Genomic DNA, 26495 nt, shown 5'->3' on the forward strand with positions numbered 1-26495 from the left:
GTGCTCCCGGCCCCGGCCGGCTCAGCCCTCGCCGCCCCCGTCACCGTGACCGTCCCTGTCCCCGTCCGCGTCCGCGTCCGTGTCCCCGTGACCGCCCTCGTCCGCGTCCCCCTCCTCCGCGTCGGAAGCGCCCTCGGTCTCCCCCGCCGACCCGCCCTTCGCCGCCGCCCGGCGGGCGATTTCCTCGCGGGCCGCGGCGGTGGCGACCGAGGGCCAGACGCGGTCGAGGGAGGCGTTCATGGCGGCGCCGACCAGGACCGCGAAGGCGGAGACGCCGATCCAGAGGAGGACGGCCACGGGGGCGGCCAGGGAGCCGTAGATCGTGGGGCCCTCGACCGTCGAGGTGAGGTAGAGGCGCAGGAGGAAGCTGCCGAGCAGCCACATGCCGAGGGCGGCGACCGCGCCGGGGATGTCCTCCGGCCAGGGTGAGCGGACGGGTACGGAGGCGTGGTAGAGGGTGGTCAGGAAGGCGACCGACAGCAGCAGGACGACCGGCCAGTACAGCGCGCGGATGATGTGCTCGCTCGCGGGCAGCCAGCTCACCACGGTGTCGGGGCCGGCCACCATCAGCGGCAGCGCGACGGCGCCGACGAGCAGCGCGGCGAGGTAGAGCAGGAACGCCAGCAGCCGGGTCCGGACGATGCCGCGGCGCCCGTCGAGCCCGTACATGATGGTGATGGTGTCGACGAAGACGTTCATCGCCCGGGAGCCGGACCACAGCGCGATGGCGAAGCCGAAGGAGATGACATCCGGGCGGCGGCCGGTGAAGACGTCGTTGAGCAGCGGCCGGGCGATCTCGTTCACGCCCTTGTCGGACAGCACGGTGCCGGCGCCCTGGAGGATGCGCTGCCGGACGCTGTCGATGGTGTCGTGGCCGATCCAGGCGTCCGTGTAGCCGAGCACGCCCAGCAGCCCGAGGATCAGCGGAGGCAGCGACAGCAGACTCCAGAACGCGGCCTCGGCGGCCAGACCGGTGACCCGGTACTTCATGCAGGAGTGGACGGTGTCCTTGAGCAGGAGCCAGGCCAGCCGGCGCTTGGAGACATTGCGGTAGAGGGCGCGGGCCTTGGTCAGACGGCCCGCGGGCCACTCGGTTGGTTCGTTCTCCTGCTGCACCTCCTTACCGTATCCGGCATGGCAGCCACCACTCACACGGTCACGAACCAGCCCCCGCCGCTGGTCGGCTATGACGTCTTCGCGAACGACCCGGCCCTCACGGAGGGCATCACCCGGTACATCGCCCCCGAACGGCTCGACGAGGTGCGCGAGGAGCTGGGCACGCTGGGCAAGGCGGCCGGCTCCGCGCACGCCCGGCGGTGGGCCGAACAGGCCGACACCCATCCCCCGGTGCTGCGCACCCACGACCGCTACGGCCACCGCATCGACGAGGTCGAGTTCCACCCGGCCTGGCACCGGCTGCTCGGCCACGCCGTCACCGCCGGACTGACCGACGCCTGGTCCCGGCCGGACGGCCATGTCCGCCGCACCGCCGGCTTCATCGTGTGGACCCAGGCCGAGGCGGGGCACGGCTGTCCGGTGTCGATGACCCATGCGGCGGTGCCCGCGCTGCGCGCCGAGCCGGAGCTGGCGGCCGAATGGGAGCCGCTGCTGACCTCCCGGGTGTACGAGCGGGAGCTGCGGCCGGTCGCCAGGAAGGGCGGCGCGCTGGCCGGGATGGCCATGACGGAGAAGCAGGGCGGCAGCGACGTACGGGCCAACACCACTCGCGCCGAGCCGCTGGCCGCGCCCGGCGAGTATGTGCTCACCGGGCACAAGTGGTTCTGTTCGGCGCCGATGTCGGACGCCTTCCTGGTGCTGGCGCAGGCGCCTGGGGGGCTGACCTGCTTCCTGCTGCCGCGGGTGCTGCCGGACGGCAGCCGTAACGCCTTCCGCATCCAGCGGCTCAAGGACAAGCTCGGCAACCGCTCGAACGCCTCGGCGGAGGTCGAGTTCGACGGGCGGACCTGGGCGCGCCGGGTCGGCGAGGAGGGCCGCGGGGTGGCGACGATCATCGAGATGGTCGCGGCGACCCGGCTGGACTGTGTCAGCGCGTCGGCGGCGGTGATGCGGCAGGCGGTGGCGCAGGCGGTGCACCACACCGCACACCGGGAGGCGTTCGGCGGCCCGCTGATCGACAAGCCGCTGATGCGCAATGTGCTGGCCGACCTGGCACTGGAGTCGGAGGCGGCCACCACGCTCGCGCTGCGGCTGGCGGCGGCGTACGACGGTGACACCGAGCGGGACCGGCACTTTCTGCGGCTGGCGGTCCCGGCGGCGAAGTACTGGGTGACCAAGCGGTGCACCCCGATGGTGGCCGAGGCGCTGGAGTGCCTGGGCGGCAACGGCTACGTGGAGGAGTCGGGGCTGCCGCGGCTGCTGCGTGAGGCGCCGCTCAACTCGATCTGGGAGGGCGCCGGCAATGTCCAGGCGCTGGACGTCCTGCGGGCGCTGCGGCGCGAGCCCGAGGCGCTGAACGCGTTCCTGACCGAGATCGGGGCGGCGCGGGGCGCGGACCACCGGCTGGACCGGGCGATCAAGGGGATGCTCACCGAACTCGCCGACCTGGAGGGCATCGAGGCGCGGGCCCGGCGGCTGGTGGAACGGATGGCGCTGGTGCTCCAGGGGTCGCTGCTGGTGCGCCACGCGACGCCGGAGGTCGCGGACGCGTTCTGCGCCTCCCGGCTCGGCGGCGACGCCGGCGCAGCGTTCGGCACACTGCCGCACACCCTGGACCTGGCGGCGGTGGTGGAGCGGGCCCGGCCGGTGGTCGGCCGCTGAGCGGCGCCGGCGCCGGACCGGCCGGTCAGCGACGCGGCGGCGGCTCCCCGCCGGCTCCGGGCCTTGCCGCACGGAGCAGGCGGGGACAGGGGGTTGCCGCCGCCGCGCCGGTCAGGGAGCGGTGCCGCGCCGACCCGGCACCGCTCCCCGGTCTCAGGGGCGGCCGGGACGTTCCGGCGGGTCCGCGGTGCGCCCGCGCGCCGCCGCGTCGATGGCCACGACGATGTCGCCGTCCGGTGCGTCCGGCGGGAAGGCGAGCAGCACCCCGCGCGCCTCGTAGTAGCGCAGCACCCGGCAGGCCTCGTCGTCGCCGCTCCACTCCGCGCCGAGCAGCAGCACGACGAGGTCGGCGAAGGCCAGCGCGGGCAGCAGACCGCCGGTGCCCGCCACCCGGTCCAGGAGCTGCGGGGCGCCGTCGATCACATAGCCTTCGGCGGGCAGCGGCTGACGCCTGATCAGCAGGTCGACGGCGGGCAGCCGGGGAATCCCGTAGTGCTCCGCCAGCCGGGCCGCACGCACACCGCGTACGCCCTCGTCCGCTCCGATCACCACGACGCGCGGGGCAGCGGCCATCCTGGTGGGTCCCCTCCCCGCACTGCCGACATCACACACGGCGGCCGATGGCGTCCCCGGCGCTGCCGGCGGGTTCCCCGACGGGTGACCGGCGAACCCGCAGTGGCGGGGCACCATCGGCCGCTGCGCCCAGATTCCCGGGAACGCGTCATGGGCCACAACGGTTGCAGTCCGTTGCAGTGCGCCGGTACGGACCTGGACAATGGCCGTTCCAGGACTGCCTGGTGACGGCACGAGGGGCCGCGGCCCCGGGACAGTGCACAACGGAGAGCAGTGTGAGCGACAGACCGATCGACAGTGCCATCTGGTCGGCCCAGGACATCCGGGTGACCGCGCACCGCCTCGCCTCGGTCCGGGACGCCGTACTCGGGGGCGAGGCACCGTCCGACGGTCCGTCCGGCGCGCCCCGGGCGCTCATCGGTGAGTCCTGGCGCCGGGTACGGGTCTCGGGCGTGGACCCGGACCGCGACCGGCCCCAAAGCCTGCTGCCCGTCGCGGAGTTGGAGCACCGCCGGCAGAGTTCCGGGCTGGCGCCGGTGCTGCCGGTGCTCAACGAGGGGCTGCTGGCGGCGGCCGACGCCGCGCAGCAGATCATGGTCGTCACCGATGCCGAGGGCCGGGTGCTGTGGCGGGAGGGCAGCGCGCCGGTCCGGCGGATGGCCGACCGGCTGGGCTTCGACAAGGGCGCCGACTGGGCGGAGGACGTCGTCGGCACCAACGCCATCGGCACCGCGCTGGTGGCCCGCCGTCCGGTGCTGGTGCACTCCGCCGAGCACTACGTCCGCAGTCACCGCCAGTGGACCTGTGCCGCGGCGCCGCTCCACGACCCGCGCGACGGACGGCTGTTGGGCACCGTGGACGTCAGCGGCCCGGCGCCCGGCTTCCACCCCACGACGCTGTCCCTGGTGTCCGCGGTCGCCCGGCTCGCCGAGGGTGAGCTGCACACCCGCCATCAGCTCACCCTGGAGCGGCTGCGGTCGACCGCGGCGCCGGTGCTGGCGCGGATCGGCGGCCGGGCGCTGGCCGTCGACCCGAACGGCTGGGTGGTGGGGGTGACGGGCCTGACCCCACCGGACCGGGTGGCGCTGCCCAAGCCGCCCGAGGCCGGGCCGCTGTGGCTGCCGCGCTACGGCATGTGCGCCCTGGAGCCGCTGCCCGGCGGCTGGCTGATCCGCGTCGGACAGCGGGAGCGGGACACCGGGCCGAGCCGGGTGGTGCTGGACGTCAGCGGCCGGGCCGGTTCGACGGTCACCGTCAGCGGACCGGCCGGCAGCTGGTCGCACGAGCTGACGCCGCGCCATGCCGAGCTGCTGTTCGTGCTGGCCGCGCATCCGCAGGGGCGCAGCGCCGCCGAACTCGCCCGGGACCTGTTCGGCGACGACAGCCGCACGGTCACGGTGCGCGCGGAGCTGTCCCGGCTGCGCCGCCATCTCCCGAGCGTGCTGGCACACCGGCCGTACCGCTTCACGGACGGGGTGGAGGTCGAACTCCGGCTGCCGCCACAGCCGGTGCATCTGCTGCCGCAGTCACTGGCTCCGGCGGTGACTGCGGCGCGGCGGGGTTGAGGCCGTCCCGCAGGGAACGCCGGTAGCCGGGGAGGGGAGCGTTCGGCGGAAGTCCCCCGTGGACCGGTACGGGAAAAACAGGGTGCGGTGCCGCGACGCCCGCTCCTAGAGTGACGGTGCTCTGAAGCAGCTCTCCAGAAGGACGTCGCAGAACGGGAGCAGCCCCGCGCGCCTCGCACGTGCGGAGCCGAACGAGCGGGCGACACGACGATCCGTGTTCACGCATGCCCGCATGCTCTTCTGGAGGACCCCACCATGTCCGTAGGCCTTGGCCTTCCCATCGGCGACCCCGCACAGCTGCTGAGCTGGGCCCGGCGCGCCGAAGCCACCCCGTTCAGCACCGTCGCCCTCCTCGACCGGCTGGTGTGCGCCAACCCCGAGCCGCTGGTCACGCTGGCCGCCCTGGCCGGCGCCACCTCCCGGATTCGGCTGCAGACCGAGGTACTGCTCGCCCCGCTGCACCGCACGGCGCTGCTCGCCAAGCAGGCCGCCACACTCGATGTACTGTCCGGCTCCCGCTTCACCCTCGGCATCGGCATCGGCGGCCGGGACGACGACTACCTGGCCGCCGGGGTCGACCTGCGCACCCGCGGCCGGCGGCTCGACGCGCAGATGGCGACCCTGCGGCGGCTCTGGTCCGGTGAGCCGCTCTCCGCTGACGTCGGCCCGGTCGGCCCCGCCCCGGCGCGGCCCGGCGGACCCGAGGTGCTGTTCGGCGGTTTCGTGCCCGCCGCGCTGGAACGGGTCGCGCGCTGGGGCGACGGCTTTCTCGGCGCCGCACTGCCGCCCGGACACATGGAGCCGCTCTTCCGCCAGGTGGAGGACGCCTGGGACCGGGCCGGACGCCCGGGCCGCCCGCGGCTGCTGGCCCAGGTCAACGCCGCACTCGGCCCGCAGCCGACCCTCGACCGCGCCCGCGCGGAACTGCGCGCCTACTACGCGCCGGACAGCTACACCGACCACGTGGTCAACGGCCTGCTCACCTCGGGGCAGCAGATCCGCGAGGCGGTGGCCGCGTTCCGCGCGATCGGCGCGGACGAGGTGATGCTCTACTGCTGGTCCCCCGACCCGGACCAGGTCGAGCGGCTGGCGGGGGCGGTGTTCCGGGGCGCGTAGCGGGGCGGGGGCGGGGGCGATCCCTCCCCCGCCACCCGTTCGCCCGGCTGCTGTCGCTGGCGGGCCGGGGCCCGCCTAGCGTGCCGACTGCGGGCCGCGTGCCTCCCGGACGCGCGGCCGCGGGAGGTGAGTGATGAGCCCGCCAGGCCCGCCGGACGCGGCGCCCGGGGAGCCGGCGGCCCCGCGTCGGCCCCGGTGGGGCGCGCTGGCGCTGGCCGGTCTCGTCGGCCTCGGCATGGTGCGGCAGGGGCTGTCCGGTGAGGCGGACGGGCCGCCGCAGCCGGCAGCCGGTTCGGCGCTCTTCCCCGGCGATCTTCCGCCCGCCGGCCCGCCACCGCCGCCGCTGCCCCGTTCCGCCCCGGCCCGCGTGGCGATTCCCTCGCTCGACGTCTCGGCCGCGCTGATGCCGCTGGGCCTGGACGAGCGCGGCGGGATCGAGGCCCCGCCGGCCGAGGACCCCGGGCTGGCGGGCTGGTACGCGGACGCGCCGACGCCGGGGGAGAACGGCACCGCCGTGATCGTCGGGCATGTCGACAGCCGCAGCGGGCCCGCGGTCTTCTACGGGCTGGGCGCGCTGGAGAAGGGCCGGGCGATCCGGGTGACCCGCGAGGACGGGCGGACCGCGGTCTTCGAGGTCTACGGCACCCAGGTCTTCGACAAGCGGAAGTTCCCGTCCCGGAAGGTCTACGGCACCACGGGCCGTCCCGAGCTGCGCGTGCTGACCTGCGGCGGCGCCTACACGGCGGGCTCCGGCTACGCGGGCAATGTGGTGGTCTTCGCCAGGATGACGGGATCTGGGCAGGGGGAGCCGCCGGGCCGGTGACCCCAGGGAGCTGGGGAGCTGGGGAGCCGGGGAGGGTCCGGCGGGCCGGGGTGCCCCACTAAGTGAACCGGTGTCTCACGATGCGGGACGCGCCCGGTCCTCGGCGGCCGGGCACCGCTCCCGCACACCCCCTGCCCCCCTCGCCCCTACCTCCGCCGTACCCCATCCCCGGCGGGCTGCGCCCGGTGTCCGGGCGCCGGTGTGATGTGCTGGCCGCATGAGCATCTCGGTCACCACCTGGCACCTTGAGCAGACCTCGCCCGCCGACCTGGCTCCCGCCCAGGCGCCGCCGGCCGGACAGGGTGTCCGGATCGTCCGCGCCGAGGTGCCGTCGCCCGAGTTCAGCCGCTTCCTCTACACGGCGGTGGGCGGGGACATCCTCTGGACCGACCGGCTGACCTGGTCGTACGCCCAGTGGGCGGAGTTCCTCGGGCGGCCGGGCGTGGAGACCTGGGTGGCGTACGAGCGCGGGACGCCCGCCGGGTTCATCGAGCTGGCGGCGGAGGCGGACGGCTCCGTGGAGATCACCTACTTCGGGCTGATACCGGCGTTCCAGGGGCGCCGGATCGGTGGCCAGCTGCTCTCGTACGGGGTCGAGCGGGCCTGGGACCTGGCCGTACGGTGGCCGGGGCGGACGCCGACCAAGCGGGTGTGGCTGCACACGTGCAGCAAGGACGGCCCGCACGCGATGGCGAACTACCAGCGGCGCGGCTTCCGGCTGTACGAGACCACGGTCGCCGACGAGCCCGAGACACCGGTTCCCGGACCGTGGCCCGGCGCGGGTCCGGTGACGGCCGGCCGTCCCGCCGGAGAGTGACCGACAGCACACCGTCTCGCCATGCGGGACAGAGTTGTCCGAATAATGGATGACGGTGGACTGGCCGGAGAACGGCGTGCCAGGCTTCCGTCATGTCTCGAGCTGGAATTGCCTTGGTGAGTCGGCGGCACGTCGACCTCGGCCGCATGTCCAGCGCCATTTGTCGGGCGGGCTGAGGCTGCCTCCACCAGGGGCTCCCCGCCCCCGGCAGCGCCCAGCAGCACCGCATCTCACGCCGTCCCCATCGTCGCGGACGCGCTGACACCCCCTTGACCCGCAGACCTCCCCGACGCGTTGCCACGCGCCGCCTTTCGGTGTGTCCGCGCAGGTCGTCGTGTGTCCGGCGATCGTCCCGACCCTTGAGCCCGCCCAGAAGGACGTACACCCATGGCCGCCTCCTCCGAAGTCCCCGCAGCTGCCACGACCCGCCGCAAGGCCGGACGCCACCGCGGTGAGGGCCAGTGGGCCGTTGGCCACCACACGCCCCTCAACGGCAACGAGCAGTTCAAGAAGGACGACGACGGTCTCAATGTGCGGACACGCATTGAGACGATCTACTCCAAGGCCGGTTTCGACTCGATCGACCCCAACGACCTGCGCGGGCGGATGCGTTGGTGGGGCCTGTACACCCAGCGCAAGCCCGGGATCGACGGCGGCAAGACCGCGATCCTGGAGCCGGAGGAGCTGGACGACAAGTACTTCATGCTGCGGGTCCGCATCGACGGCGGACGGCTGACCACCGACCAGCTGCGGGTGATCGGCGAGATCTCGCAGGAGTTCGCCCGCGGCACCGCGGACATCACCGACCGGCAGAACGTCCAGTACCACTGGATTCGCATCGAGGACGTCCCGGAGATCTGGCAGCGGCTGGAGGCCGTCGGCCTGTCCACCACCGAGGCGTGCGGTGACACTCCGCGCGTGATCCTCGGCTCCCCGGTCGCCGGTATCGCCGAGAACGAGATCATCGACGGCACGCCGGTCATCGAGGAGATCCAGCGCCGGATCATCGGCAACCCGGAGTTCTCCAACCTGCCGCGCAAGTTCAAGTCCGCGGTCTCCGGTTCGCCCCTGCTGGACGTGGCACACGAGATCAACGACATCTCCTTCGTCGGCGTCGAACACCCCGAGCACGGCCCCGGCTTCGACGTGTGGGTCGGCGGCGGACTCTCCACCAACCCCAAGCTCGGTGTCCGGCTGGGCGCCTGGGTCTCCCGTGACGAGGCCGCCGATGTCTACGAAGGCGTCATCTCGATCTTCCGTGACTACGGCTACCGCCGGCTGCGCACCCGCGCCCGGCTGAAGTTCCTGGTGGCCGACTGGGGCCCGGAGAAGTTCCGTCAGGTGCTGGAGGACGAGTACCTCCACCGCAAGCTCACCGACGGCCCCGCGCCGGCCCAGCCCGACCAGCGGTGGCGCGATCACGTCGGCGTGCACCAGCAGAACGACGGCCGCTACTACGTGGGCTTCGCCCCGCGCGTGGGCCGGGTGGACGGCGCCACCCTCACCAAGATCGCCGAACTGGCGGCGGAGCACGGCTCCGGCCGGCTGCGCACCACGGCCGAGCAGAAGATGATCGTGCTGGACATCGACGAGTCGCAGGTGAACTCGCTGGTCTCCGGACTGGAGGCGCTCGACCTCCGGGTCCAGCCGTCCCCGTTCCGGCGCGGCACGATGGCCTGCACCGGCATCGAGTTCTGCAAGCTCGCCATCGTCGAGACCAAGGGCCGCGGTGCCTCGCTCATCGACGAACTGGAGCGCCGGATGCCGGACTTCCAGGAGCCCGTCACCATCAACCTCAACGGCTGCCCCAACGCCTGCGCCCGTATCCAGGTCGCGGACATCGGTCTCAAGGGCCAGCTGGTCCTGGACGACGACGGCAACCAGGTCGAGGGCTACCAGGTGCACCTGGGCGGCGCGCTGGGTCTGGAGGCCGGTTTCGGCCGCAAGGTCCGCGGCCTGAAGGTCACCGCCGACGAACTCCCCGACTACGTCGAGCGGGTGCTGCGCAACTTCGACGCGCAGCGCGAGGAGGGCGAGCGCTTCGCCACCTGGGCGGCCCGTGCGGAAGAAGGTGCGCTGAAGTGAGTGAGCGTGCGGCGCCGTTCTACTGCCCGTACTGCGGCGACGAGGACCTGCGGCCCTCCGAGGAGGCTTCCCCTCCCCGGCAGGGCGCCGCCTGGGAATGCCGGGCCTGCAGCCGGGCGTTCCGGCTGAAGTTCCTGGGCCTGCTGGCGCCGGGCGGCACCGGCGGGACCCCTTCCGCTTCCGACGGAGGTACCTCGTGACCACCGCTACCGACCTTCAGCAGCTGGCCGAGCAGGCGGGCCGCGACCTGGAGGACGCGCCCGCCCTGGAGATCCTCGCCTGGGCCGCCGAGACCTTCGGTCCGCGCTTCTGCGTCACCTCCTCGATGGAGGACGCGGTCGTCGCGCACCTGGCCTCGCGGGCCTTCCCGGGCGTCGACGTGGTCTTCCTGGACACCGGCTACCACTTCCCGGAGACCCTCGGGACCCGGGACGCCGTGGCCGAGGTGATGGACGTCAACGTCCTCACCCTGACGCCGCGGCAGACGGTGGCCGAGCAGGACGCCGAGCACGGCCCGAAGCTGCATGACCGCGACCCCGACCTGTGCTGCGCGCTGCGGAAGGTCAAGCCCCTGGAAGAGGGCCTGGCCGGGTACGACGCCTGGGCGACGGGGCTGCGCCGGGACGAGTCGCCGACCCGGGCGAACACCCCGGTCGTCGGCTGGGACCCCAGGCGGCGGAAGGTGAAGGTCTCGCCGATCGCCCGCTGGACGCAGGCCGACGTGGACGCGTACGTGGCGGAGCACGGGGTGCTCACCAACCCGCTGCTGACGGACGGCTACGCCTCCGTCGGCTGCGCGCCCTGCACCCGCCGGGTGCTGGAGGGCGAGGACGCCAGGGCCGGCCGCTGGGCCGGCAGCAACAAGACCGAGTGCGGGCTGCACGGATGACCGAGCATCAGGAGATATCCATGACGGGCGCCACGATCTGGCTGACCGGTCTGCCGAGCGCGGGCAAGACGACCCTCGCGCACGAGCTGGCCGGCCGGCTGCGCGGCGAGGGCCACCGGGTCGAGGTGCTCGACGGTGACGAGATCCGCGAGTTCCTGTCCGCGGGCCTGGGGTTCACCCGCGCGGACCGGCACACCAACGTGCAGCGCATCGGCTTCGTGGCCGAACTGCTGGCGAGCAACGGCGTCAAGGCGCTGGTGCCGGTGATCGCGCCGTACGCGGACAGCCGCGAGGCGGTGCGCAGGCGCCACCAGAGCGAGGGCACCGCCTACCTGGAGGTGCATGTGGCGACGCCCGTCGAGGTCTGCTCCGAGCGGGACGTGAAGGGCCTGTACGCCAAGCAGGCGGCGGGCGAGATCTCCGGGCTGACCGGCGTGGACGACCCGTACGAGGCCCCCGAGTCGCCCGATCTGCGTCTTGAGTCGCACACCCAGACCGTGCAGGAGTCCGCGGCGGCGCTGCACACGCTGCTCACCGAGAGGGGACTGGCATGACCACCACCGCTGCCGTGACCGACGACCTCGACAACCCCTACGCGCTGTCGCATCTGGACGCCCTGGAGTCCGAGGCGGTGCACATCTTCCGTGAGGTGGCGGGGGAGTTCGAGCGGCCGGTGATCCTGTTCTCCGGCGGCAAGGACTCCATCGTCATGCTGCACCTCGCGCTGAAGGCGTTCGCGCCGGCCGCGGTGCCGTTCTCACTGCTGCACGTCGACACCGGGCACAACTTCCCCGAGGTGCTCGACTACCGCGACCGCACGGTGGAGCGGCACGGGCTGCGGCTGCACGTCGCCTCCGTGCAGGACTTCATCGACCGCGGTGAGCTGCGCGAGCGCCCCGACGGCACCCGTAACCCGCTGCAGACCGTCCCGCTGCTGGACGCCATCGACAAGAACCGCTTCGACGCGGTCTTCGGCGGCGGCCGCCGGGACGAGGAGAAGGCGCGCGCCAAGGAGCGGGTGTTCTCGCTGCGTGACGAGTTCGGCGGCTGGGACCCGCGCCGTCAGCGCCCCGAGCTGTGGCAGCTCTACAACGGCAAGCACTCCCCCGGTGAGCACGTGCGGGTCTTCCCGCTGTCCAACTGGACCGAGCTGGACGTGTGGCAGTACATCGCCCGCGAGAAGATCGAGCTGCCGGCCATCTACTACGCCCACGAGCGCGAGGTCTTCGCCCGCAACGGCATGTGGCTGGCGCCCGGTGAGTGGGGCGGCCCGAAGGACGGCGAGCGCCTGGAGACCCGGCAGGTGCGCTACCGCACCGTCGGCGACATGTCCTGCACCGGCGCCGTCGACTCCGACGCCGACACCATCGAGGCCGTGATCACCGAGATCGCCGCCTCCCGGCTCACCGAACGGGGCGCCACCCGGGCCGACGACAAGATGTCCGAGGCCGCCATGGAGGACCGCAAGCGCGAGGGGTACTTCTAACCATGAGCACGTCCACGAGTGCGATCGACGCCCTGGCCACGGGTGCCACCTCGCTGCTGCGTTTCGCCACCGCCGGCTCCGTCGACGACGGCAAGTCGACCCTGGTGGGACGGCTGCTGCACGACTCCAAGTCGGTGCTCGCCGACCAGCTGGAGGCCGTCGAGCACGCCTCCCGCAGCCGCGGGCAGGAGGCGCCCGACCTGGCGCTGCTGACCGACGGACTGCGCGCCGAGCGCGAGCAGGGCATCACCATCGACGTCGCCTACCGCTACTTCGCCACCCCGCGCCGCCGCTTCATCCTGGCGGACACCCCGGGGCATGTGCAGTACACCCGCAACATGGTCACCGGCGCCTCCACCGCCGAGCTGGCCGTGGTGCTGGTCGACGCCCGCAACGGCGTGGTCGAGCAGACCCGCCGGCACGCCGCGGTCGCCGCCCTGCTGCGCGTCCCGCACGTCGTCCTGGCCGTCAACAAGATGGACCTGGTCGACTACGCCGAGCCGGTCTTCGCGGCCATCGCCGAGGAGTTCACGACGTACGCGGCCTCGCTGGGCGTCCCGGAGATCACCGCGATCCCGATCTCGGCGCTGGCGGGCGACAACGTGGTGTCGCCGTCCGCCCACATGGACTGGTACGGCGGCCCGACCGTGCTGGAGCACCTGGAGACGGTGCCGGTCGTCGCCGACCCCTCGGAGGACCCCGGCCGCTTCCCGGTCCAGTACGTGATCCGTCCGCAGACCGCCGAACACCCCGACTACCGCGGCTACGCGGGCCAGGTCGCCTCCGGTGTGCTGCGCGTCGGTGAGGCCGTCACCGTGCTGCCCTCGGGCCGGACGAGCACCATCGAGGCGCTCGACGTCCTCGGCCAGTCCGTGGACGTCGCCTGGGCACCGCAGTCGGTGACCGTCCGGCTCGCCGACGACCTGGACATCTCGCGCGGCGACCTGATCGCCCCGACCGCCACCGCGCCCGGCGTCTCGCAGGACATCGAGGCGACCGTCTGCCATGTGGCGGACCGTCCGCTGACCGTCGGACAGCGGGTGCTGCTCAAGCACACCACCCGCACGGTCAAGGCGATCGTCAAGGACATCCCGTCCCGGCTGACCCTCGACGACCTCTCCCAGCACCCGGCGCCCGGTGAGCTGGCCGCCAACGACATCGGGCGGATCGTGCTGCGCACGGCCGGGCCGCTGGCGCTGGACGCCTACGCCGACTCCCGCCGCACCGGCTCCTTCCTGCTGATCGACCCGGCCGACGGGACGACGCTGACCGCGGGCATGGCGGGCACCGCCTTCGCCGAGGCGGCCGAGGCGGCGGAAGCGGACCGGGCCGAGGCGGCGGACGACGAGGGATGGGACTTCTGAGCATGCTCCAGGACGTGTTCTCGACCTTCGCCAAGGAGGGCGGCCGCATCGGCAGCGGCGCCCTGGGCAGCGGGCAGGGCGGAGTCGGCCGATGTGTGCGCTGACGATGCTCCACTCCGTACCCCCCACGCCCCCCTTCCGAAGATCCACAGCTTCGCCGGGCGCGCCGTAACGGGCGCGCACCGCCCGGCCCTCCGAGAGGACCTCCTCCCGTGTCTGCCGTTCGACACCGCCTGCTGGCGGCCGCCGCGACCGTCCCGCTCCTGATAGGAGCGCTGGGCGCCTGCGGCTACGGCTCCGAGGCCAAGAAGGACACCTCCGCCGGTGTCGCCCCCAAGGGCGCCAAGACCGACGGGCTCGATCACCTGACGATCGGGTACTTCGGCAACACCACGCACGCCACTCCCCTGATCGGCCTCCAGAACGGCACGTTCCAGAAGGAACTGGGCGGCACCGAGGTCAAGTCCTCCGTCTTCAACGCGGGCCCCGAGGAGATCGAGGCGCTCAACTCGGGCGCCATCGACATCGGCTGGATCGGCCCCTCCCCCGCGATCAACGGCTACGCCAAGTCCCACGGCAAGAGCCTGAAGATCATCTCGGGTTCGGCCTCCGGCGGTGTCTCGCTGGTGGTCAACCCCAAGAAGGTCAAGGGCATCAACGACCTCAAGGGCAAGACGATCGCGACGCCGCAGCTGGGCAACACCCAGGACGTCGCGCTGCTCAACTACCTGGCCGGGAAGGGCTACAAGGTCGACCCGACCACCGGCAAGGGCGAGGTCACCGTCCAGCGCACCGACAACAAGGTGACGCCCACGGTCTTCCAGCAGGGCGGCATCGACGGCGCCTGGGTTCCCGAGCCCACCGCGTCCAAGCTGGTCGCCGAGGGCGGCCGGACGATCCTGGACGAGAAGAAGCTGTGGAAGGACGGGAAGTTCGTCATCACGAACATGATCGTCTCGCAGAAGTTCCTCAAGGAGCACCCGAAGGCCGTCGAGGCGGTGCTGCGCGCCTCGGTGAAGACCAACGCCTGGATTCGCTCGCACCCGGCCGAGGCGAAGAAGGCCCTCAACGAGAAGCTCTCCTCCTCGGACGTCGCCGGCAAGGCCCTGCCGCAGAACGTCATCGACCCGGCGTTCCGGAACGTCGACCTCACCGACGACCCGCTGGCCGCCACCCTGCAGGAGGAGGCCGACCACGCCGTCAAGGCGGGCCTGCTCAAGAAGCCCGACCTCAAGGGCATCTACGACCTCACCCTGCTGAACAAGGTGCTCAAGTCCCAGGGCAAGCCGCCCGTCGACGACGCCGGACTCGGCAGCAAGTAGCCCGCCCGCAGCACGCACTCCCCCAGGAGGTGACACCGATGACGACCACCACGCTCACCAAGCAGCAGCCCGCCACGGCGGACACGGGCACCACCGTGCCGTACGCGGCCCGCATCGACCATGTCTCGAAGTCGTTCGGCCGCACCGGCGCACAGCAGCATGTCCTGGACGACATCAGCATCGATGTGGCGCCCGGCGAATTCGTCTGCATCCTGGGGGCCTCGGGCTGCGGCAAGTCCACCCTGCTCAACCTGGTGGCCGGCCTCGACGCGCCGTCCGCCGGCGCCATCGAGACGCCGGGCGGTCGGCCGGCCCTGATGTTCCAGGAGCACGCGCTCTTCCCGTGGCTGACCGCGGGCCGCAACATCGAACTGGCGCTGCGGCTGCGCGGGGTGCCGCGCGCCGAGCGCCGCGAGGAGGCCGAGCGGCTGCTCGAACTCGTCCGGCTCAAGGGCGCCCACGGCAAGCGGGTGCACGAGCTGTCGGGCGGCATGCGCCAGCGGGTCGCGATGGCCCGTGCGCTCGCCCAGGACAGTCAGCTGCTGCTGATGGACGAGCCGTTCGCGGCGCTCGACGCGATCACCCGCGATGTGCTGCACGACGAGCTGACCCGCATCTGGCGCGAGACGAACCTCTCGGTCCTCTTCGTCACCCACAACGTCCGGGAGGCCGTACGGCTCGCCGAGCGGGTGGTCCTGCTGTCCTCCCGCCCCGGCCGGATCGCCCGGGAGTGGCGGGTGGACATCCCGCAGCCGCGCCGCATCGAGGACGCCGCGGTCGCCGACCTTTCCATCGAGATCACCGAACAGCTCCGTGGGGAGATCCGCCGCCATGGCCAGCACTGAGACCAAGTCCCCGGCCGCCGCCGGGGACACCGACACCGCCGACGGCACCCCCGGCGGCACCGCCGGGGACATCGCCGGACTGGAGGCCGGGCTCGACGCCCTGGAATCCAGGGTCGTCGACCGGCAGCCCTGGCTGCGTACCGCCGTCTCGAAGGCGTTCCCCCCGCTGATCGCCATCGCGATCGTGCTCGGGCTGTGGCAGCTCGCCTACCACTTCGAGCTCAAGCCGCACTACCTGCTGCCGAGCCCCGTCGACGTGGGCCGCTCGCTCCAGCAGAAGTGGCTGGAGGGCACCCTGCTGAGCTTCGTGTGGACCAGCGTCTCGCGCGGTGCGCTCGGCTTCCTGGCCTCGGTGGCCCTCGGCACGGTGCTCGGTCTGGTCGTCGCCCGGGTCAAGGCCGTACGGGCCGCGATCGGGCCGATCCTGAGCGGGCTGCAGTCCCTGCCCTCGGTGGCCTGGGTCCCGGCCGCGATCATCTGGTTCGGGCTGAGCGACGCCACCATCTACACGGTGGTGCTGCTCGGCGCGGTCCCGTCCATCGCCAACGGGCTGGTGGCCGGGGTCGACCAGATCTCCCCGCTCTACCTGCGGGCCGGCCGCACCATCGGTGCCACGGGCCTCGCCGGGGTCCGGCATGTGCTGCTGCCCGCCGCGCTGCCGGGCTACATCGCCGGGCTCAAGCAGGGCTGGGCGTTCTCCTGGCGTTCCCTGATGGCCGCCGAACTCATCGTGAACGCGCCCGACCTGGGCACCGGCCTGGGCCAGCTGCTGGAGCAGGGCCGGGAGCTGCAGGACATGTCCTGGGTGCTGTCCGCCATCCTGCTCATCCTCATCGTCGGCATCGGCATCGAGCTGCTGATCTTCGCCCCCGTCGAACGCCGGGTGCTGCGCAGCCGCGGCCTCCTCGTGAAGAGCTGACCCATGGACACCCGCCCCACGCTTCTCGTCATCGCCCACGGCAGCCGCGACCCGCGGCACGCGGCGACCGTCTCCGCGCTCTGTGCGCGGGTCCGGGCGCTGCGGCCGGGGCTGCGGGTCGAGGTCGGCTACCTCGACTTCAACGCCCCCCGGGTGCCGCGGGTGCTGGAGCGGCTGTCGGCCGAGGGGAGCCGGGACGTGGTGGCGCTGCCGCTCCTGCTCACCCGGGCCTTCCACGCCAAGTCGGACATCCCGGCGGTCCTGCGGGAGGCGGCCGCGCGGCTGCCCTTGCTGACCATCCGTCAGGCCGAGGTGCTGGGCCCGTCCCCCCTCCTGACCGACGCGCTGGAGCGCCGGCTGGAGGAAGCCGGGCTGCGGCCCGGTGACCGCCGCTCGACCGGGGTCGTCCTGGCCTCGGCGGGCTCCTCCGACCCGGAGGCGAGCGCAGTGATCGCTCACATCGCGCGGGAGTGGTGGCGCACCGCCGGCTGGTGCGCAGTGCGTCCTGCGTTCGCCTCCGCATCTCTTCCCCGCACCGCGGACGCCGTGCGGGCCCTGCGGGCCGAGGGCGTGCGGCGGGTGGCCGTCGCGCCGTACGTCATCGCTCCGGGGTTCCTCCCGGACCGGATCGCCGCGGGTGCCCGTGAGGCCCGCGCCGACCTGCTGGCCCCCGTGCTCGGACCGGCGCCCGAGCTGGCCCGGCTGCTGCTGCGGCGCTACGACGGGGCGGTGCGCGCGCACGCCCGCGGGGACCTGCCCGCGCTGAGCGCCTGACAGGTCCCCGGGGCGCGGTGGTTCAGCCCGCGGTGCGCAGCCAGACGGTGGTCCACGGTGGCAGCTCGTCGCCGGTGACCGGTGCGGAACTCAGCAGCAGCTCGCCGGGCGGCAGCGGCCGGGGCTCGCCGGACAGGTTGCTCACGCACTCCCAGCCGCCCGAGCGGCGGAAGTGCAGGACGCCCCGGCCCGTCGCGGCCTCGTCGGCCCACTCCAGTGCCTCGTCGGCCATCAGTCGGCGGCGGGTGGCCAGCGCCGTGCGGTAGAGCTCCAGGGGCGCGGACGCCACGCCCTCCTGCGCCTCGGCGGACAGCTCGCCCCAGCCGGGCGGCTGCGGCAGCCAGGAGCCGCCGCTGCCGAATCCGTACGCGCTGCCCCCGCGCCGCCAGGGCAGCGGCACCCGGCAGCCGTCCCGGCCCTTGAGCCGGCCGCCGCTGCGGGTCCACACCGGGTCCTGGAGGCTGTCGCGGGAGAGGTCGGCGACCTCGGGCAGGCCCAGTTCCTCGCCCTGGTACACATAGGCCGAGCCGGGCAGTGCCAGCATGAGCAGGGTGGCGGCCAGGGCCCGGCGCAGGCCGAACTCCCGGTCCAGGACCGGCTCCCGGCCGTCGGAGAGCAGCCAGGCCTCCTCGTCGCGGCCGTCGGGGATGCCGTAGCGGGAGGCGTGCCGGATCACGTCGTGATTGGAGAGCACCCAGGTCGCGGTCGCCCCGGCGGCCCGCGCGTCGGCGAGCGCGCTGTCGATGGACGCACGCAGCTCCGGCGCGTCCAGCGAGGCCTTGAGGAAGTCGAAGTTGAAGGCCTGGCCCAGCTCCTGCGGAGTGGCGTAGGCGGTGCGGCGGGAGCTGCGCACCCAGGCCTCGGCTACGGCGACCCGGGGCGGGTCGTACTCGTTGAAGACCTTGCGCCAGTCGCGGAAGATGTCGTGCACCCCGTCGCGGTCCCAGAAGGGGTGGCTGCCGTCCTCGGGCAGGTCGCCGGGCGTGTAGCCCTCGACGGTGCCGATGTCGCGGAGCGGTGCGGCCAGGTCCTTCGCCAGGCCGTGTGCCACGTCGACCCGGAAGCCGTCGACGCCGCGGTCGGACCAGAAGCGCAGGGTGGTGCGGAAGTCGGCGCGGACCTCGGGGTTGTCCCAGTTGAAGTCGGGCTGCTCGGGGGCGAAGAGGTGGAGGTACCACCAGCCGTCGGGCAGCCGGGTCCAGGCGGGGCCGCCGAAGCAGGAGACCCAGTCGGTGGGCGGCAGTTCACCGTGCTCGCCCCTGCCCTCGCGGAAGACGTAGCGCTCGCGGGCGGCGGAGCCGGGCGCGGCGCGCAGTGCCTCCTGGAACCACGCGTGCTGATGGGAGGAGTGGTTGGGCACGATGTCCACCATCACCTTGAGGCCCAGCCGGTGTGCCTCGGCGACCATGGCGTCGAAGTCGTCGAGGGTGCCCAGCCGCGGGTCGACATCGCGGTAGTCGGCGACGTCGTAGCCGCCGTCGGCCAGCTCCGAGGGGTAGAAGGGGCTCAGCCAGACGGCGTCCACCCCCAGGGCCGCGAGGTAGGGCAGCCGGGAGGTCACCCCGGGGAGGTCGCCGATGCCGTCGCCGTCGGAGTCGGCGAAGCTGCGCGGATACACCTGGTAGACGACGGCCTGCCGCCACCAGTCGGTGGTGTCGCGGGCGGGGTCGAGGTGCTGTGCGGTCACGTGGAGGCCTTTCGGGGCGGTAGCGGACGCATGGGGGTACCTCCCAGAAGGGGCTGGGAGAGGGGTACGGCGCGGCGCCGGGCCGCGCCGGGTGCGGCGGGGCCGGTGGGGGCGGCCGGCACGGGGGCCGGGGTCATCCCTTGACCGCCCCCGAGGTCATGCCCGAGACGATCGAGCGGCGGAAGACGAGGACCAGGACGCCGATCGGCAGGGTGGCCGCCACGGCGCCCGCGAAGAGCGTCCCGTAGGGGACGGTGTACTGGCTGGTGAACAGGGCGATGCCGACCGGGACGGTGCGGTGCCCGTCCTCGCTGTTGAAGGTCAGCGCCAGCAGGAACTCCGACCAGGTCGCGGTGAAGGTGAAGATGCCCGCGGTGAACAGGCCCGGCCGGGCCAGCGGCGCGATCACGGTCAGGACGGTGCGCAGCGGTCCGGCGCCGTCGACGGTGGCCGCCTCCTCCAGCTCACGGGGGATACCGACCAGGTAGTTGCGCATGATCCAGATGGCGAACGGCAGGTTGAGCGCGACGTAGGGCACGATCAGGCCCGCGTAGCTGTTGAGCAGCCCCAGTTGCCGCTCCAGCAGGAACAGCGGCACGACCAGCGCGATCGGCGGGAAGACGGACAGCATCAGCAGCGCGGTCATGAGGGCGCCGCGGCCGCGCATCGGGGTGCGGGCCAGGGCGTACCCCGCGAAGAAGGACAGTCCCAGCACCGCGATCGTCGAAACGGACGCCACGACCACGCTGTTGAGCAGATAGCGGCCGATGCCGTTGCGGATGAACGCCTCCGCGTAGTTGCCGAGCGTCGCGGACTCCGGCACCAGGCTCGGCGGGGCGGCGCTGATCTCGCCCGGCCCCTTGAAGGACGAGGCGAGCATCCAGTACAGCGGCAGTGCCGAGAGCACGACGATCGCCAGACCGCCGAGGTTGACGGCGTTGAGGTACCGGCGGATTCCGGACGCCGGTGCGCGGCGGCTCATGCCCGCCCTCCTTCGTCGGCCTGCGTCCTGAAGACCCGCAGGAAGAGCAGACAGCAACTGATGACGATGACGGCGGTGGTGGTGGCGACCGCCGCGCCCCGGCCGATGTCGAGGTTCTGGAAGAGGGTCTTGTAGCCGAGGATCGCCAGGGACTGGGTGGCGGTGCCCGGTCCGCCCTGGGTCAGCACGAAGGGCAGGTCGAAGATGCCGAAGGCCTGCAGGATGCGGAAGAGGACGGCGATGGCCATGATCGGCCGCAGCTGCGGCAGGGTCACCCGCCAGAACGTCGTCCAGGCGCCGGCGCCGTCGATCTCCGCCGCCTCGTAGACGTCGCCGGGAATCAGCATCAGCCCGGCGAGGACGACGATGGCGACGAAGGGCGTGGTCTTCCAGACGTCGACCACCACCATGGCGCCCATGGCGGAGGCGGGCTGCCCCAGGATGTCCGGCTGGCTGCCGAGGAGTTGCTCGAAGAGCCAGGTCAGCCCGCCGTAGGTGCCGTTGTAGAGATAGCCCCACAACTGGGCGGCGACGACATTGATCAGGGCCCAGGGCAGCAGCAGGACCGCCAGCACCCAGCCGCGGGCGGCCCCCAGCCGCTCCAGTACGAGCGCGGCCGCGGTGCCGAGCACCAGCTCCAGCAGGACGGTGACGACGGTGAAGCCGAAGGTGAACAGGAGCGCATGGCGCCATTCCGGGCTGCTGAGCACGGCGGCGTAGTGGTCGCCGGTCAGGGACGCGAGGCTGAACCCGCCGTATTCCAGGCGGACATCGGCGAAGCTGAGCAGCACGGAGAAGAGCACCGGGAAGAGCGTCACGGCGGCGATGGTGAGCAGCGCCGGCGAGGCGAAGAGCCAGCCGGTGCGCGCGGGCCGGCGGCGGCTGCCCCGGGCCGGGCCGCCGCCGTGCGGTGCGGGTCCGTGCGGTCCGGCCGGGCGGGGTTCCGGGTGCCGGGGGACGGTCGCGGAGGAGGTCACGGCATTCACAGCGCCCTGCCTTCCAGCGCGGTCCGGATGTCCGCGCGGGCCGCGCGCACGGCCTGGGCGGGCGTGGCCCGGCCGCCGGTCACGGCGTTGGCCTGGGTGTAGAGCGCCTTGCTGACCTGGGAGTAGTACGGGGTCTGCACCGGCCGGGCGACCAGCCGCAGTTCCCTGGCCCGCAGCAGCGTCGGGTCACCGGCCCGGCGGGCCTCCGGCCGGGTCAGGACGTCGTCGAGTGCCGGAATCACCCCGGCGTGCCTCAGCAGGATCATCTGTGCCTCTTCTCCGGCGCAGAAGCGGGCGAAGGCGACCGCGGCCCCGAGGTGGTGGGAGTTGGGATTGACGAAGTTGCTCCAGCCGCCGGCGCAGCTCACTCCGCGCGGACCGTCGCCGTCGAAGCCGGGCCGGGGGACGACACCGACCCGGCCGGCCACCTTGGAGGCCGAGCGGTCGGCCGCGTTGCCCCAGGCGTAGGACCAGTTGCGCAGGAAGACGCCGCGGCCGCCGGCGAAGGCGTCCTGCGAGTCCGCTTCCGCGTAGGTGGTGACCGTACGGGGCGAGACACCGGTCTCGGTGAACTCCCGCATCAGCGCGAAGGCCCGCTCCGCGCCCGGCCCGTTCAGCGCCACCGTGCCGGTTCCGTCCAGTACGGGCGCCTCGGCGTCGGCCAGGAACTCGGTGACGTTGCAGGTGAGCGACTCCGACACGGAGGCCTGCCAGAGAAAGCCGTACGCGGCGTCCCCGGCGCGCTGCACCCTGCGCGCGGTGCGCAGCAGCTCCTCCCAGGTGCGGGGCACCGGCAGGCCGTGCTTGGCCAGCAGGTCCTTGCGGTAGTAGAGGAAGGAGCTGTCGGTGTAGAAGGGCAGCGCGTACGCGGCTCCGCGGTATTCGCTCACCCGCCGCAGGGCGGCCGGATAGTCCGCCCAGAAGTCCTTCGGCAGCAGTTTCTGCACCGGCAGGGCAAGGGAGTTGGCCCCGAACTGCGCGGGCCAGGTGGTGTCACCGAGGTAGACGTCAGGGGTGGGTGAGGCCCCCGCGAGCTGGGTGGTGACCGCGGCGCGGTTGCCGTCGGTGGCGCTCAGCGCGTTCGACTTCCGGACCCGGAGGTGCGGATAGCGGCGTTCGAAGGCGCGGATGATCAGGTCGGCCACCACCGGGCCGTCCCGGGAGGGGATTTCGGACACCCACCAGACGAGGGTGGCCGGGGTACGCGGGACATGGGCAGCCTGGGTCAGCAGGGTGTCCAGGGGCTTGCCCGCGCAACCGCTGGTGAGCCCGGCTCCGGCGGCGAGACCGCCCGCAAGCAGGGTTCTGCGGCTCAAGGCCATGAGTGCTCCTGACGTCTTACCTGTCTTCGATGACAGCGCTTGCAGGCTAGAAGTGGCCTTGTAGCCAGGTCAACGGCTCGTGAACAACGGATTTCCCTAAAGAAACTTCTGGCAACGCTGTCATCGTCCTTTTGTGCTAGCGTCCCGGCATGTCCTCAGCTCGGAGCGAGGCCACGATGGCCGATGTGGCCCATCGGGCGGGGGTTTCGGTATCCACGGTTTCGCGCACACTGCGCGGACTGTCGACGGTCTCGGACACCACACGCGCCCGTGTGGAGGAGGCGGCCCGCGAGCTCTCGTTCGCGATCACCCGCAGCGCCTCCAGTCTGGTGACCGGCCGCACCGGACGGGTCGCCGTACTCACCCCGCACCTGGAGACGTGGTTCCTGAGCGCGGCGCTGGCCGGTATGGCGCCCGCGCTGCGTGAGGCGGGTCTCGACCTGCTCGTCTACAGCGTGGCCGATGTGCGCGAACGCGCGGATTTCTTCGACCGGTTGCCCGCCCGCCGCAACGCCGACGCCCTGCTCGTGGTGAGCTTCGCGCTGACCCCCGCCGAGCGGGCCCGGCTGGACGAGCTGGGCATGCCCCTGGTCTTCGTCAGCCAGCACGCCGACGGGCGCCCCAGTGTCTACGTGGACGACGCGGACGCGGCGCTGCGCGGCACCCGCCATCTGCTCAACCTCGGCCACCGGCGGATCGCCTTCCTCCAGACGTCCGACCGGACCGGCTTCGCCTGGAGCAGCAAGAACCGGCTCGCCGGCCATCTGCGGGCCCTCACCGAGGCGGGGGTGGAGCACGACGACGCCCTCGTGATGAGCGTGCCGAACTGGAAGGGCAGCGGGATGGGCGCCGCGGTGGGGCGGCTGCTGAGCCTCCAGGACCCGCCGACCGCGCTGTTCGCCGAGACCGACGACTTCGCGTTCCGGCTGCTGGCGGCGCTCCGGGAGGCCAATGTCCCGGTCCCCGGGCGGGTTTCGGTCATGGGCTTCGACAACCACGTCATGGCCGGGGTCCTGGGCCTGACGACGCTGTCCCAGCCCGCCGCCGAGATCGGCCGCGCCGCGGTCCACCTGGCCCGGTCGGTGATCGACGACTCCGACGGCGCCCACCAGCGTCATATCGTGCTGCCGACCGAACTCGTCCCGCGCGGCAGCACCGCGCCACCGCCCGCGGCGACCTGACCGCCCGCGAAAACGCCTCGCGCCGGCGCGGCCGCGGCGCCACGATGAGGGCCCGGCGCGGGGACGAACAGGGGGGGCATGCGGGTGTCGAAGGCACAGGGATTCGGGTACGAGGAGCTGGGCGACGGAACCGTGGTGGTACGGCATCACGGGCGGCGGGCGGCGGTGGTGCGGGGTGACCGTGCCGAGCGGTTCCTGCGGGAAGTGGCGGCCGGTGACGCCCAGTTGGTGATGGCCCGGTGGACGGGCAACTACCGGCGGGGCAACGAACGGTCGGCGCGGCGGCACCCGAGGAACGCCCGCTGACGGTGCCGGCCGCCGGGCCCGCGGCGGGCCGGCCCGGCGCCGGACGGCGGAAGCTGACCTAACTGACCTTGCTGACCGCCGCCGCCCCTTTCACCGGCGGCCGCCCCTCGACTGTCATGGGACCGCGCCTTGTTGGTGCCGCGCCGGAGACGACCTGGGGGAACCGATGCTGGACAAGAGTTACGCCGTGCCCTGGGAGAGGCGGGGCGGCCTGCCGGCCGACACCGAGGCGGCCGTGCTGGCCGAGCTGGTCCACGAGAGCACACCGCCGCCGGCCGGCGCCCGCCGCGCACGGTTCGAGCGCTCCTTCGCCGCGTCGGTCGGCAGCCGGCACGCGGTCTCGGTGAACAGCGGACCGGCCGCCCTCCAACTGGCCGTCCAGCTGCTCGGTCTGGCCCCCGGCGACGAGGTGATCGCCACCCCGCAGACCCACCGGGCCACCGTCCAGCCACTGCTCGACCACGACGTACGGGTCCGGTTCTGCGACATCGACCCCACCACCCTCAATCTCGACCCGGCCGTGCTGGAGACGCTGATCACCCCGCGCACCAGGGCCCTGCTGCTGGTGCACTACGGCGGCTGCCCCGCCGAGATGGACACGGTCATGGCACTGGCGCGGCGCCACGGCTTCCTGGTGCTGGAGGACTGTGTACACGCGCTGGGCGCCCGCTACCGCGGCCGGAGCCCCGGGTCCCTGGCGGACCTCGCCGCCTTCAGCCTCCGCGGCGCCCGGACCAGCACCGTGCTCGGCGAGGGCGGTCTGGTCACCTGCGACCGGGACGACTGGGCGGAGCGGCTGCACCGGCTGCGCGCCCACGGCACGGACGGCCGGACGATCTCCCCCCGGCCGCGGGGGGCCGGGCTCTCGGGCTCGTACCCCACGGCCCTGCCGCGCGGCGGCGTAGGGCGGCACGGCGGGGACGCCACCATGCCGGACGCGGTCGCGGCCCTCGGGCAGGCCCAGCTCGCGGGGGCCGAGGCCGCCGGGGCGCAGCGGCGCGCGCTCGCCGGGCGGCTGGACGAGGTGCTGGCCCGCTACCCGTTCCTCACCCCGCAGTCGGCGCCCGCGCACAGCACCCACGCCTACCACCTCTACACCTGCTTCGCCGGGCACCAGGAGCTGCGCGACCGGCTGGTCCTGGCACTGGACCGCAGGGGCGTGGAGATCCAGCTGCGGTACTTCCCCCAGCATCTGCTGCCGCAGTGGCGCCACCGCGGTCATCTGCGCGGCGAGTGCCCGGTCGCCGAACGCAGCTGGTTCGAGCAGCACCTCAATCTGCCCTGCCACCCCTTCCTGACGTCCAGTCAGCAGAGCTATCTCGTCGAGGCGCTGGACGGCGCGCTGGCCGAACTGAACGGCGGACCGCCGGCACCGGCACCGGTGCCCGCGGGGGTCTGCGGGCGGGGGTGACGGGGCCGGCGGTGGGGCCCTCAGCTCTCCGGGTGGTGGACGGCGCACACCGTCAACGGGCGCCGTCCAGGCCGCCCCGCTCGACGAGCTGGGCGGCGATCACCTTGCGCTGGATCTCGTTGGTGCCCTCGCCGACGATCATCAGCGGCGCGTCACGGAAGTACCGCTCGACGTCGAACTCGGTCGAGTAGCCGTAACCACCGTGGATGCGCACCGCGTTGAGGGCGATCTGCATCGCGGTCTCGGAGGCGAACAGCTTCGCCATACCGGCCTCCATGTCCACCCGCCGCCCGGCGTCGGCCTCGCGGGCCGCGTGCAGGGTGAGCTGGCGCGCCGCAGAGAGCGAGGTGGCCATGTCCGCCAGATAGTTGCCGATCGACTGGTGCCGCCAGATCGGCTTGCCGAACGACTCACGCTCCTGGGCGTAGGCGAGCGCGTCCTCCAGTGCGGCCCGGCCGACCCCGAGGGCCCGTGCGGCGACCTGGAGCCGGCCGGTCTCCAGCCCCCGCATCATCTGGGCGAACCCCTTGCCCTCGACGCCGCCGAGCACCGCGTCGGCCGGCGCCCGGTAGTCGTCGAAGGCGAGTTCACAGCTCTCGACGCCCTTGTAGCCGAGCTTGGGCAGATCGCGGGAGACCGTCAGCCCGGGGCCGTGCTCGACGAGGAGGACCGAGATGCCCCGGTGTGCCGGGGTGGCCTCGGGGTCGGTCTTGCACAGCAGAGCGATCAGCCGGGAGCGCCGGGAGTTGGTGATCCAGGTCTTCGAGCCGTTGATCACGTACCCGTCCGCGGCCCTGCGCGCCACGGTCCGCAGGGCCTGGAGGTCGGAGCCGCCGCCGGGTTCGGTGAGCGCCATGGTGGCCCGGATCTCGCCAGTGGCCATCCGCGGCAGGTAGCGGGACCGCTGTTCCTCGGTGCCGTAGTGGAGCAGCAGCTTCGCGACCACGGTGTGGCCGCCCATGGCACCGGCCAGGCTCATCCAGCCGCGGGCGAGTTCCTCGGTGAGGAGCACATAGCAGGGCGTCGAGACCGGAGTGCCCCCGTACTCCTCGGGGACGGCCAGGCCGAAGACCCCGAGGCTCTTCATCCGCTCGATCAACGCCGCGGGGTAGGTGTCGGCGTGCTCCAGCTCCCTGACCACCGGCCTGACGTCCCGGTCGACGAAATCGCGCACCGTGCCGACGATGCACCGCTCGTCCTCGGACAGGATGTCGAGAGTGCTCATGCTCTGCTGCTCCTCACTGGCGGGCGTGGGTGCGGTGCC

At 72.9% G+C, this 26495-nt stretch carries 26 protein-coding genes; 19 read left to right on the forward strand and 7 right to left on the reverse strand.

Annotation, left to right across the window (positions count from 1 at the left end):
- Positions 1-21: 21 nt before the first annotated feature.
- Positions 22-1116: a YihY/virulence factor BrkB family protein gene (locus ACGFN2_RS14780; protein WP_393360329.1), complete on the reverse strand. Its 1095-nt coding sequence runs from the start codon at positions 1114-1116 to the stop codon at positions 22-24.
- Positions 1117-1134: 18 nt separating this feature from the next.
- Between ACGFN2_RS14780 and ACGFN2_RS14785 the strand changes: the two genes are divergently transcribed.
- Positions 1135-2778, forward strand: coding sequence for an acyl-CoA dehydrogenase family protein (locus ACGFN2_RS14785; RefSeq protein WP_362604923.1), 1644 nt, complete (start codon positions 1135-1137; stop codon positions 2776-2778).
- 153 nt (positions 2779-2931) lie between these two features.
- On the opposite strand, the gene ACGFN2_RS14790 is transcribed toward ACGFN2_RS14785, so the two are convergent.
- Positions 2932-3351, reverse strand: coding sequence for a hypothetical protein (locus tag ACGFN2_RS14790; protein WP_362604921.1), 420 nt, complete (start codon positions 3349-3351; stop codon positions 2932-2934).
- A 275-nt stretch (positions 3352-3626) separates the two neighbouring features.
- Between ACGFN2_RS14790 and ACGFN2_RS14795 the strand changes: the two genes are divergently transcribed.
- The 15 genes from ACGFN2_RS14795 to ACGFN2_RS14865 all read left to right on the forward strand — a co-directional run bounded on the left by ACGFN2_RS14795 (position 3627) and on the right by ACGFN2_RS14865 (position 17356).
- Positions 3627-4916 carry a GAF domain-containing protein gene (locus ACGFN2_RS14795; RefSeq protein ID WP_393360331.1) on the forward strand — a complete coding sequence of 430 codons (1290 nt, stop codon included), beginning with the start codon at positions 3627-3629 and terminating at the stop codon, positions 4914-4916.
- A 255-nt stretch (positions 4917-5171) separates the two neighbouring features.
- Positions 5172-6032: an LLM class flavin-dependent oxidoreductase gene (locus ACGFN2_RS14800; protein WP_393360333.1), complete on the forward strand. Its 861-nt coding sequence runs from the start codon at positions 5172-5174 to the stop codon at positions 6030-6032.
- 133 nt (positions 6033-6165) lie between these two features.
- Positions 6166-6855 carry a class F sortase gene (locus ACGFN2_RS14805; protein ID WP_393360335.1) on the forward strand — a complete coding sequence of 230 codons (690 nt, stop codon included), beginning with the start codon at positions 6166-6168 and terminating at the stop codon, positions 6853-6855.
- 217 nt (positions 6856-7072) lie between these two features.
- Positions 7073-7672: a GNAT family N-acetyltransferase gene (locus tag ACGFN2_RS14810; protein ID WP_393360337.1), complete on the forward strand. Its 600-nt coding sequence runs from the start codon at positions 7073-7075 to the stop codon at positions 7670-7672.
- A 92-nt stretch (positions 7673-7764) separates the two neighbouring features.
- Positions 7765-7848: a putative leader peptide gene (locus ACGFN2_RS14815; protein ID WP_350257049.1), complete on the forward strand. Its 84-nt coding sequence runs from the start codon at positions 7765-7767 to the stop codon at positions 7846-7848.
- Between the two features lie 211 nt (positions 7849-8059).
- Positions 8060-9757 carry a nitrite/sulfite reductase gene (locus ACGFN2_RS14820; RefSeq protein WP_393360339.1) on the forward strand — a complete coding sequence of 566 codons (1698 nt, stop codon included), beginning with the start codon at positions 8060-8062 and terminating at the stop codon, positions 9755-9757.
- Positions 9754-9957 (forward strand): hypothetical protein, encoded by a 204-nt coding sequence (locus tag ACGFN2_RS14825; RefSeq protein WP_362604909.1) that lies wholly within the window; start codon positions 9754-9756, stop codon positions 9955-9957. The genes ACGFN2_RS14820 and ACGFN2_RS14825 overlap by 4 nt, the downstream gene beginning before the upstream one ends.
- On the forward strand, positions 9954-10646 hold the full coding sequence (locus tag ACGFN2_RS14830) for a phosphoadenylyl-sulfate reductase (RefSeq protein WP_362604907.1): 693 nt from the start codon (positions 9954-9956) through the stop codon (positions 10644-10646). The genes ACGFN2_RS14825 and ACGFN2_RS14830 overlap by 4 nt, the downstream gene beginning before the upstream one ends.
- 20 nt (positions 10647-10666) lie before the next feature.
- Positions 10667-11200 carry an adenylyl-sulfate kinase gene (cysC, locus tag ACGFN2_RS14835; RefSeq protein WP_362605000.1) on the forward strand — a complete coding sequence of 178 codons (534 nt, stop codon included), beginning with the start codon at positions 10667-10669 and terminating at the stop codon, positions 11198-11200.
- The gene (gene cysD, locus ACGFN2_RS14840; protein ID WP_393360342.1) at positions 11197-12132 is read left to right on the forward strand and encodes a sulfate adenylyltransferase subunit CysD; all 936 of its coding nucleotides are present in this window, start codon (positions 11197-11199) and stop codon (positions 12130-12132) included. The genes cysC and cysD overlap by 4 nt, the downstream gene beginning before the upstream one ends.
- Before the next feature lie 2 nt (positions 12133-12134).
- Entirely contained in the window at positions 12135-13496 is a 1362-nt protein-coding gene (locus ACGFN2_RS14845; RefSeq protein ID WP_393360344.1) for a sulfate adenylyltransferase subunit 1, read from the forward strand.
- A 212-nt stretch (positions 13497-13708) separates the two neighbouring features.
- Positions 13709-14818 (forward strand): aliphatic sulfonate ABC transporter substrate-binding protein, encoded by a 1110-nt coding sequence (locus ACGFN2_RS14850; protein ID WP_393360346.1) that lies wholly within the window; start codon positions 13709-13711, stop codon positions 14816-14818.
- Positions 14819-14856: 38 nt separating this feature from the next.
- Complete coding sequence (locus ACGFN2_RS14855) at positions 14857-15663, forward strand: ABC transporter ATP-binding protein (RefSeq protein ID WP_181018675.1); 807 nt, start codon at positions 14857-14859, stop codon at positions 15661-15663.
- Entirely contained in the window at positions 15650-16582 is a 933-nt protein-coding gene (locus ACGFN2_RS14860) for an ABC transporter permease (protein ID WP_362604899.1), read from the forward strand. Before ACGFN2_RS14855 ends, ACGFN2_RS14860 begins: the two co-directional genes overlap by 14 nt.
- 3 nt (positions 16583-16585) lie before the next feature.
- A complete protein-coding gene (locus ACGFN2_RS14865) occupies positions 16586-17356 on the forward strand; it encodes a sirohydrochlorin chelatase (RefSeq protein WP_393360348.1) in 771 nt (256 codons plus the stop codon).
- 22 nt (positions 17357-17378) lie between these two features.
- On the opposite strand, the gene ACGFN2_RS14870 is transcribed toward ACGFN2_RS14865, so the two are convergent.
- The 4 genes from ACGFN2_RS14870 to ACGFN2_RS14885 all read right to left on the reverse strand — a co-directional run bounded on the left by ACGFN2_RS14870 (position 17379) and on the right by ACGFN2_RS14885 (position 22333).
- Complete coding sequence (locus tag ACGFN2_RS14870; protein WP_393360350.1) at positions 17379-19043, reverse strand: glycoside hydrolase family 13 protein; 1665 nt, start codon at positions 19041-19043, stop codon at positions 17379-17381.
- A 133-nt stretch (positions 19044-19176) separates the two neighbouring features.
- On the reverse strand, positions 19177-20025 hold the full coding sequence (locus tag ACGFN2_RS14875; protein ID WP_393360352.1) for a carbohydrate ABC transporter permease: 849 nt from the start codon (positions 20023-20025) through the stop codon (positions 19177-19179).
- Entirely contained in the window at positions 20022-21011 is a 990-nt protein-coding gene (locus ACGFN2_RS14880; protein WP_362604891.1) for a sugar ABC transporter permease, read from the reverse strand. The genes ACGFN2_RS14875 and ACGFN2_RS14880 overlap by 4 nt, the downstream gene beginning before the upstream one ends.
- On the reverse strand, positions 21008-22333 hold the full coding sequence (locus ACGFN2_RS14885) for an extracellular solute-binding protein (protein WP_393360354.1): 1326 nt from the start codon (positions 22331-22333) through the stop codon (positions 21008-21010). Before ACGFN2_RS14885 ends, ACGFN2_RS14880 begins: the two co-directional genes overlap by 4 nt.
- Before the next feature lie 149 nt (positions 22334-22482).
- Between ACGFN2_RS14885 and ACGFN2_RS14890 the strand changes: the two genes are divergently transcribed.
- The 3 genes from ACGFN2_RS14890 to ACGFN2_RS14900 all read left to right on the forward strand — a co-directional run bounded on the left by ACGFN2_RS14890 (position 22483) and on the right by ACGFN2_RS14900 (position 25231).
- Positions 22483-23514, forward strand: a complete 1032-nt coding sequence (locus tag ACGFN2_RS14890) for a LacI family DNA-binding transcriptional regulator (protein WP_393360356.1) — start codon at positions 22483-22485, stop codon at positions 23512-23514.
- A gap of 84 nt (positions 23515-23598) precedes the next feature.
- The gene (locus tag ACGFN2_RS14895; protein ID WP_362604885.1) at positions 23599-23820 is read left to right on the forward strand and encodes a hypothetical protein; all 222 of its coding nucleotides are present in this window, start codon (positions 23599-23601) and stop codon (positions 23818-23820) included.
- A gap of 166 nt (positions 23821-23986) precedes the next feature.
- A complete protein-coding gene (locus ACGFN2_RS14900; RefSeq protein WP_393360358.1) occupies positions 23987-25231 on the forward strand; it encodes a DegT/DnrJ/EryC1/StrS family aminotransferase in 1245 nt (414 codons plus the stop codon).
- A gap of 52 nt (positions 25232-25283) precedes the next feature.
- On the opposite strand, the gene ACGFN2_RS14905 is transcribed toward ACGFN2_RS14900, so the two are convergent.
- On the reverse strand, positions 25284-26456 hold the full coding sequence (locus ACGFN2_RS14905; protein WP_393360360.1) for an acyl-CoA dehydrogenase family protein: 1173 nt from the start codon (positions 26454-26456) through the stop codon (positions 25284-25286).
- Positions 26457-26495: the final 39 nt, after the last annotated feature.

The sequence above is a fragment of the Streptomyces sp. NPDC048612 genome, from assembly GCF_043199295.1.
GTDB lineage: Bacteria > Actinomycetota > Actinomycetes > Streptomycetales > Streptomycetaceae > Streptomyces.

Bases quoted from the DNA above. Each gene is read 5' to 3' on its own strand.
- ACGFN2_RS14905 (WP_393360360.1), bottom strand. From the start codon at position 26,456: ATGAGCACTCTCGACATCCTGTCCGAGGACGAGCGGTGCATCGTCGGC.
- ACGFN2_RS14855 (WP_181018675.1), top strand. From the start codon at position 14,857: ATGACGACCACCACGCTCACCAAGCAGCAGCCCGCCACGGCGGACACG.
- ACGFN2_RS14885 (WP_393360354.1), bottom strand. From the start codon at position 22,333: ATGGCCTTGAGCCGCAGAACCCTGCTTGCGGGCGGTCTCGCCGCCGGA.
- cysC (WP_362605000.1), top strand. From the start codon at position 10,667: ATGACGGGCGCCACGATCTGGCTGACCGGTCTGCCGAGCGCGGGCAAG.
- ACGFN2_RS14890 (WP_393360356.1), top strand. From the start codon at position 22,483: ATGTCCTCAGCTCGGAGCGAGGCCACGATGGCCGATGTGGCCCATCGG.
- ACGFN2_RS14810 (WP_393360337.1), top strand. From the start codon at position 7,073: ATGAGCATCTCGGTCACCACCTGGCACCTTGAGCAGACCTCGCCCGCC.
- ACGFN2_RS14790 (WP_362604921.1), bottom strand. From the start codon at position 3,351: ATGGCCGCTGCCCCGCGCGTCGTGGTGATCGGAGCGGACGAGGGCGTA.
- ACGFN2_RS14865 (WP_393360348.1), top strand. From the start codon at position 16,586: ATGGACACCCGCCCCACGCTTCTCGTCATCGCCCACGGCAGCCGCGAC.
- ACGFN2_RS14805 (WP_393360335.1), top strand. From the start codon at position 6,166: ATGAGCCCGCCAGGCCCGCCGGACGCGGCGCCCGGGGAGCCGGCGGCC.
- ACGFN2_RS14800 (WP_393360333.1), top strand. From the start codon at position 5,172: ATGTCCGTAGGCCTTGGCCTTCCCATCGGCGACCCCGCACAGCTGCTG.
- ACGFN2_RS14860 (WP_362604899.1), top strand. From the start codon at position 15,650: ATGGCCAGCACTGAGACCAAGTCCCCGGCCGCCGCCGGGGACACCGAC.
- ACGFN2_RS14785 (WP_362604923.1), top strand. From the start codon at position 1,135: ATGGCAGCCACCACTCACACGGTCACGAACCAGCCCCCGCCGCTGGTC.
- ACGFN2_RS14845 (WP_393360344.1), top strand. From the start codon at position 12,135: ATGAGCACGTCCACGAGTGCGATCGACGCCCTGGCCACGGGTGCCACC.
- ACGFN2_RS14875 (WP_393360352.1), bottom strand. From the start codon at position 20,025: ATGAGCCGCCGCGCACCGGCGTCCGGAATCCGCCGGTACCTCAACGCC.
- cysD (WP_393360342.1), top strand. From the start codon at position 11,197: ATGACCACCACCGCTGCCGTGACCGACGACCTCGACAACCCCTACGCG.
- ACGFN2_RS14815 (WP_350257049.1), top strand. From the start codon at position 7,765: ATGTCTCGAGCTGGAATTGCCTTGGTGAGTCGGCGGCACGTCGACCTC.
- ACGFN2_RS14900 (WP_393360358.1), top strand. From the start codon at position 23,987: ATGCTGGACAAGAGTTACGCCGTGCCCTGGGAGAGGCGGGGCGGCCTG.
- ACGFN2_RS14820 (WP_393360339.1), top strand. From the start codon at position 8,060: ATGGCCGCCTCCTCCGAAGTCCCCGCAGCTGCCACGACCCGCCGCAAG.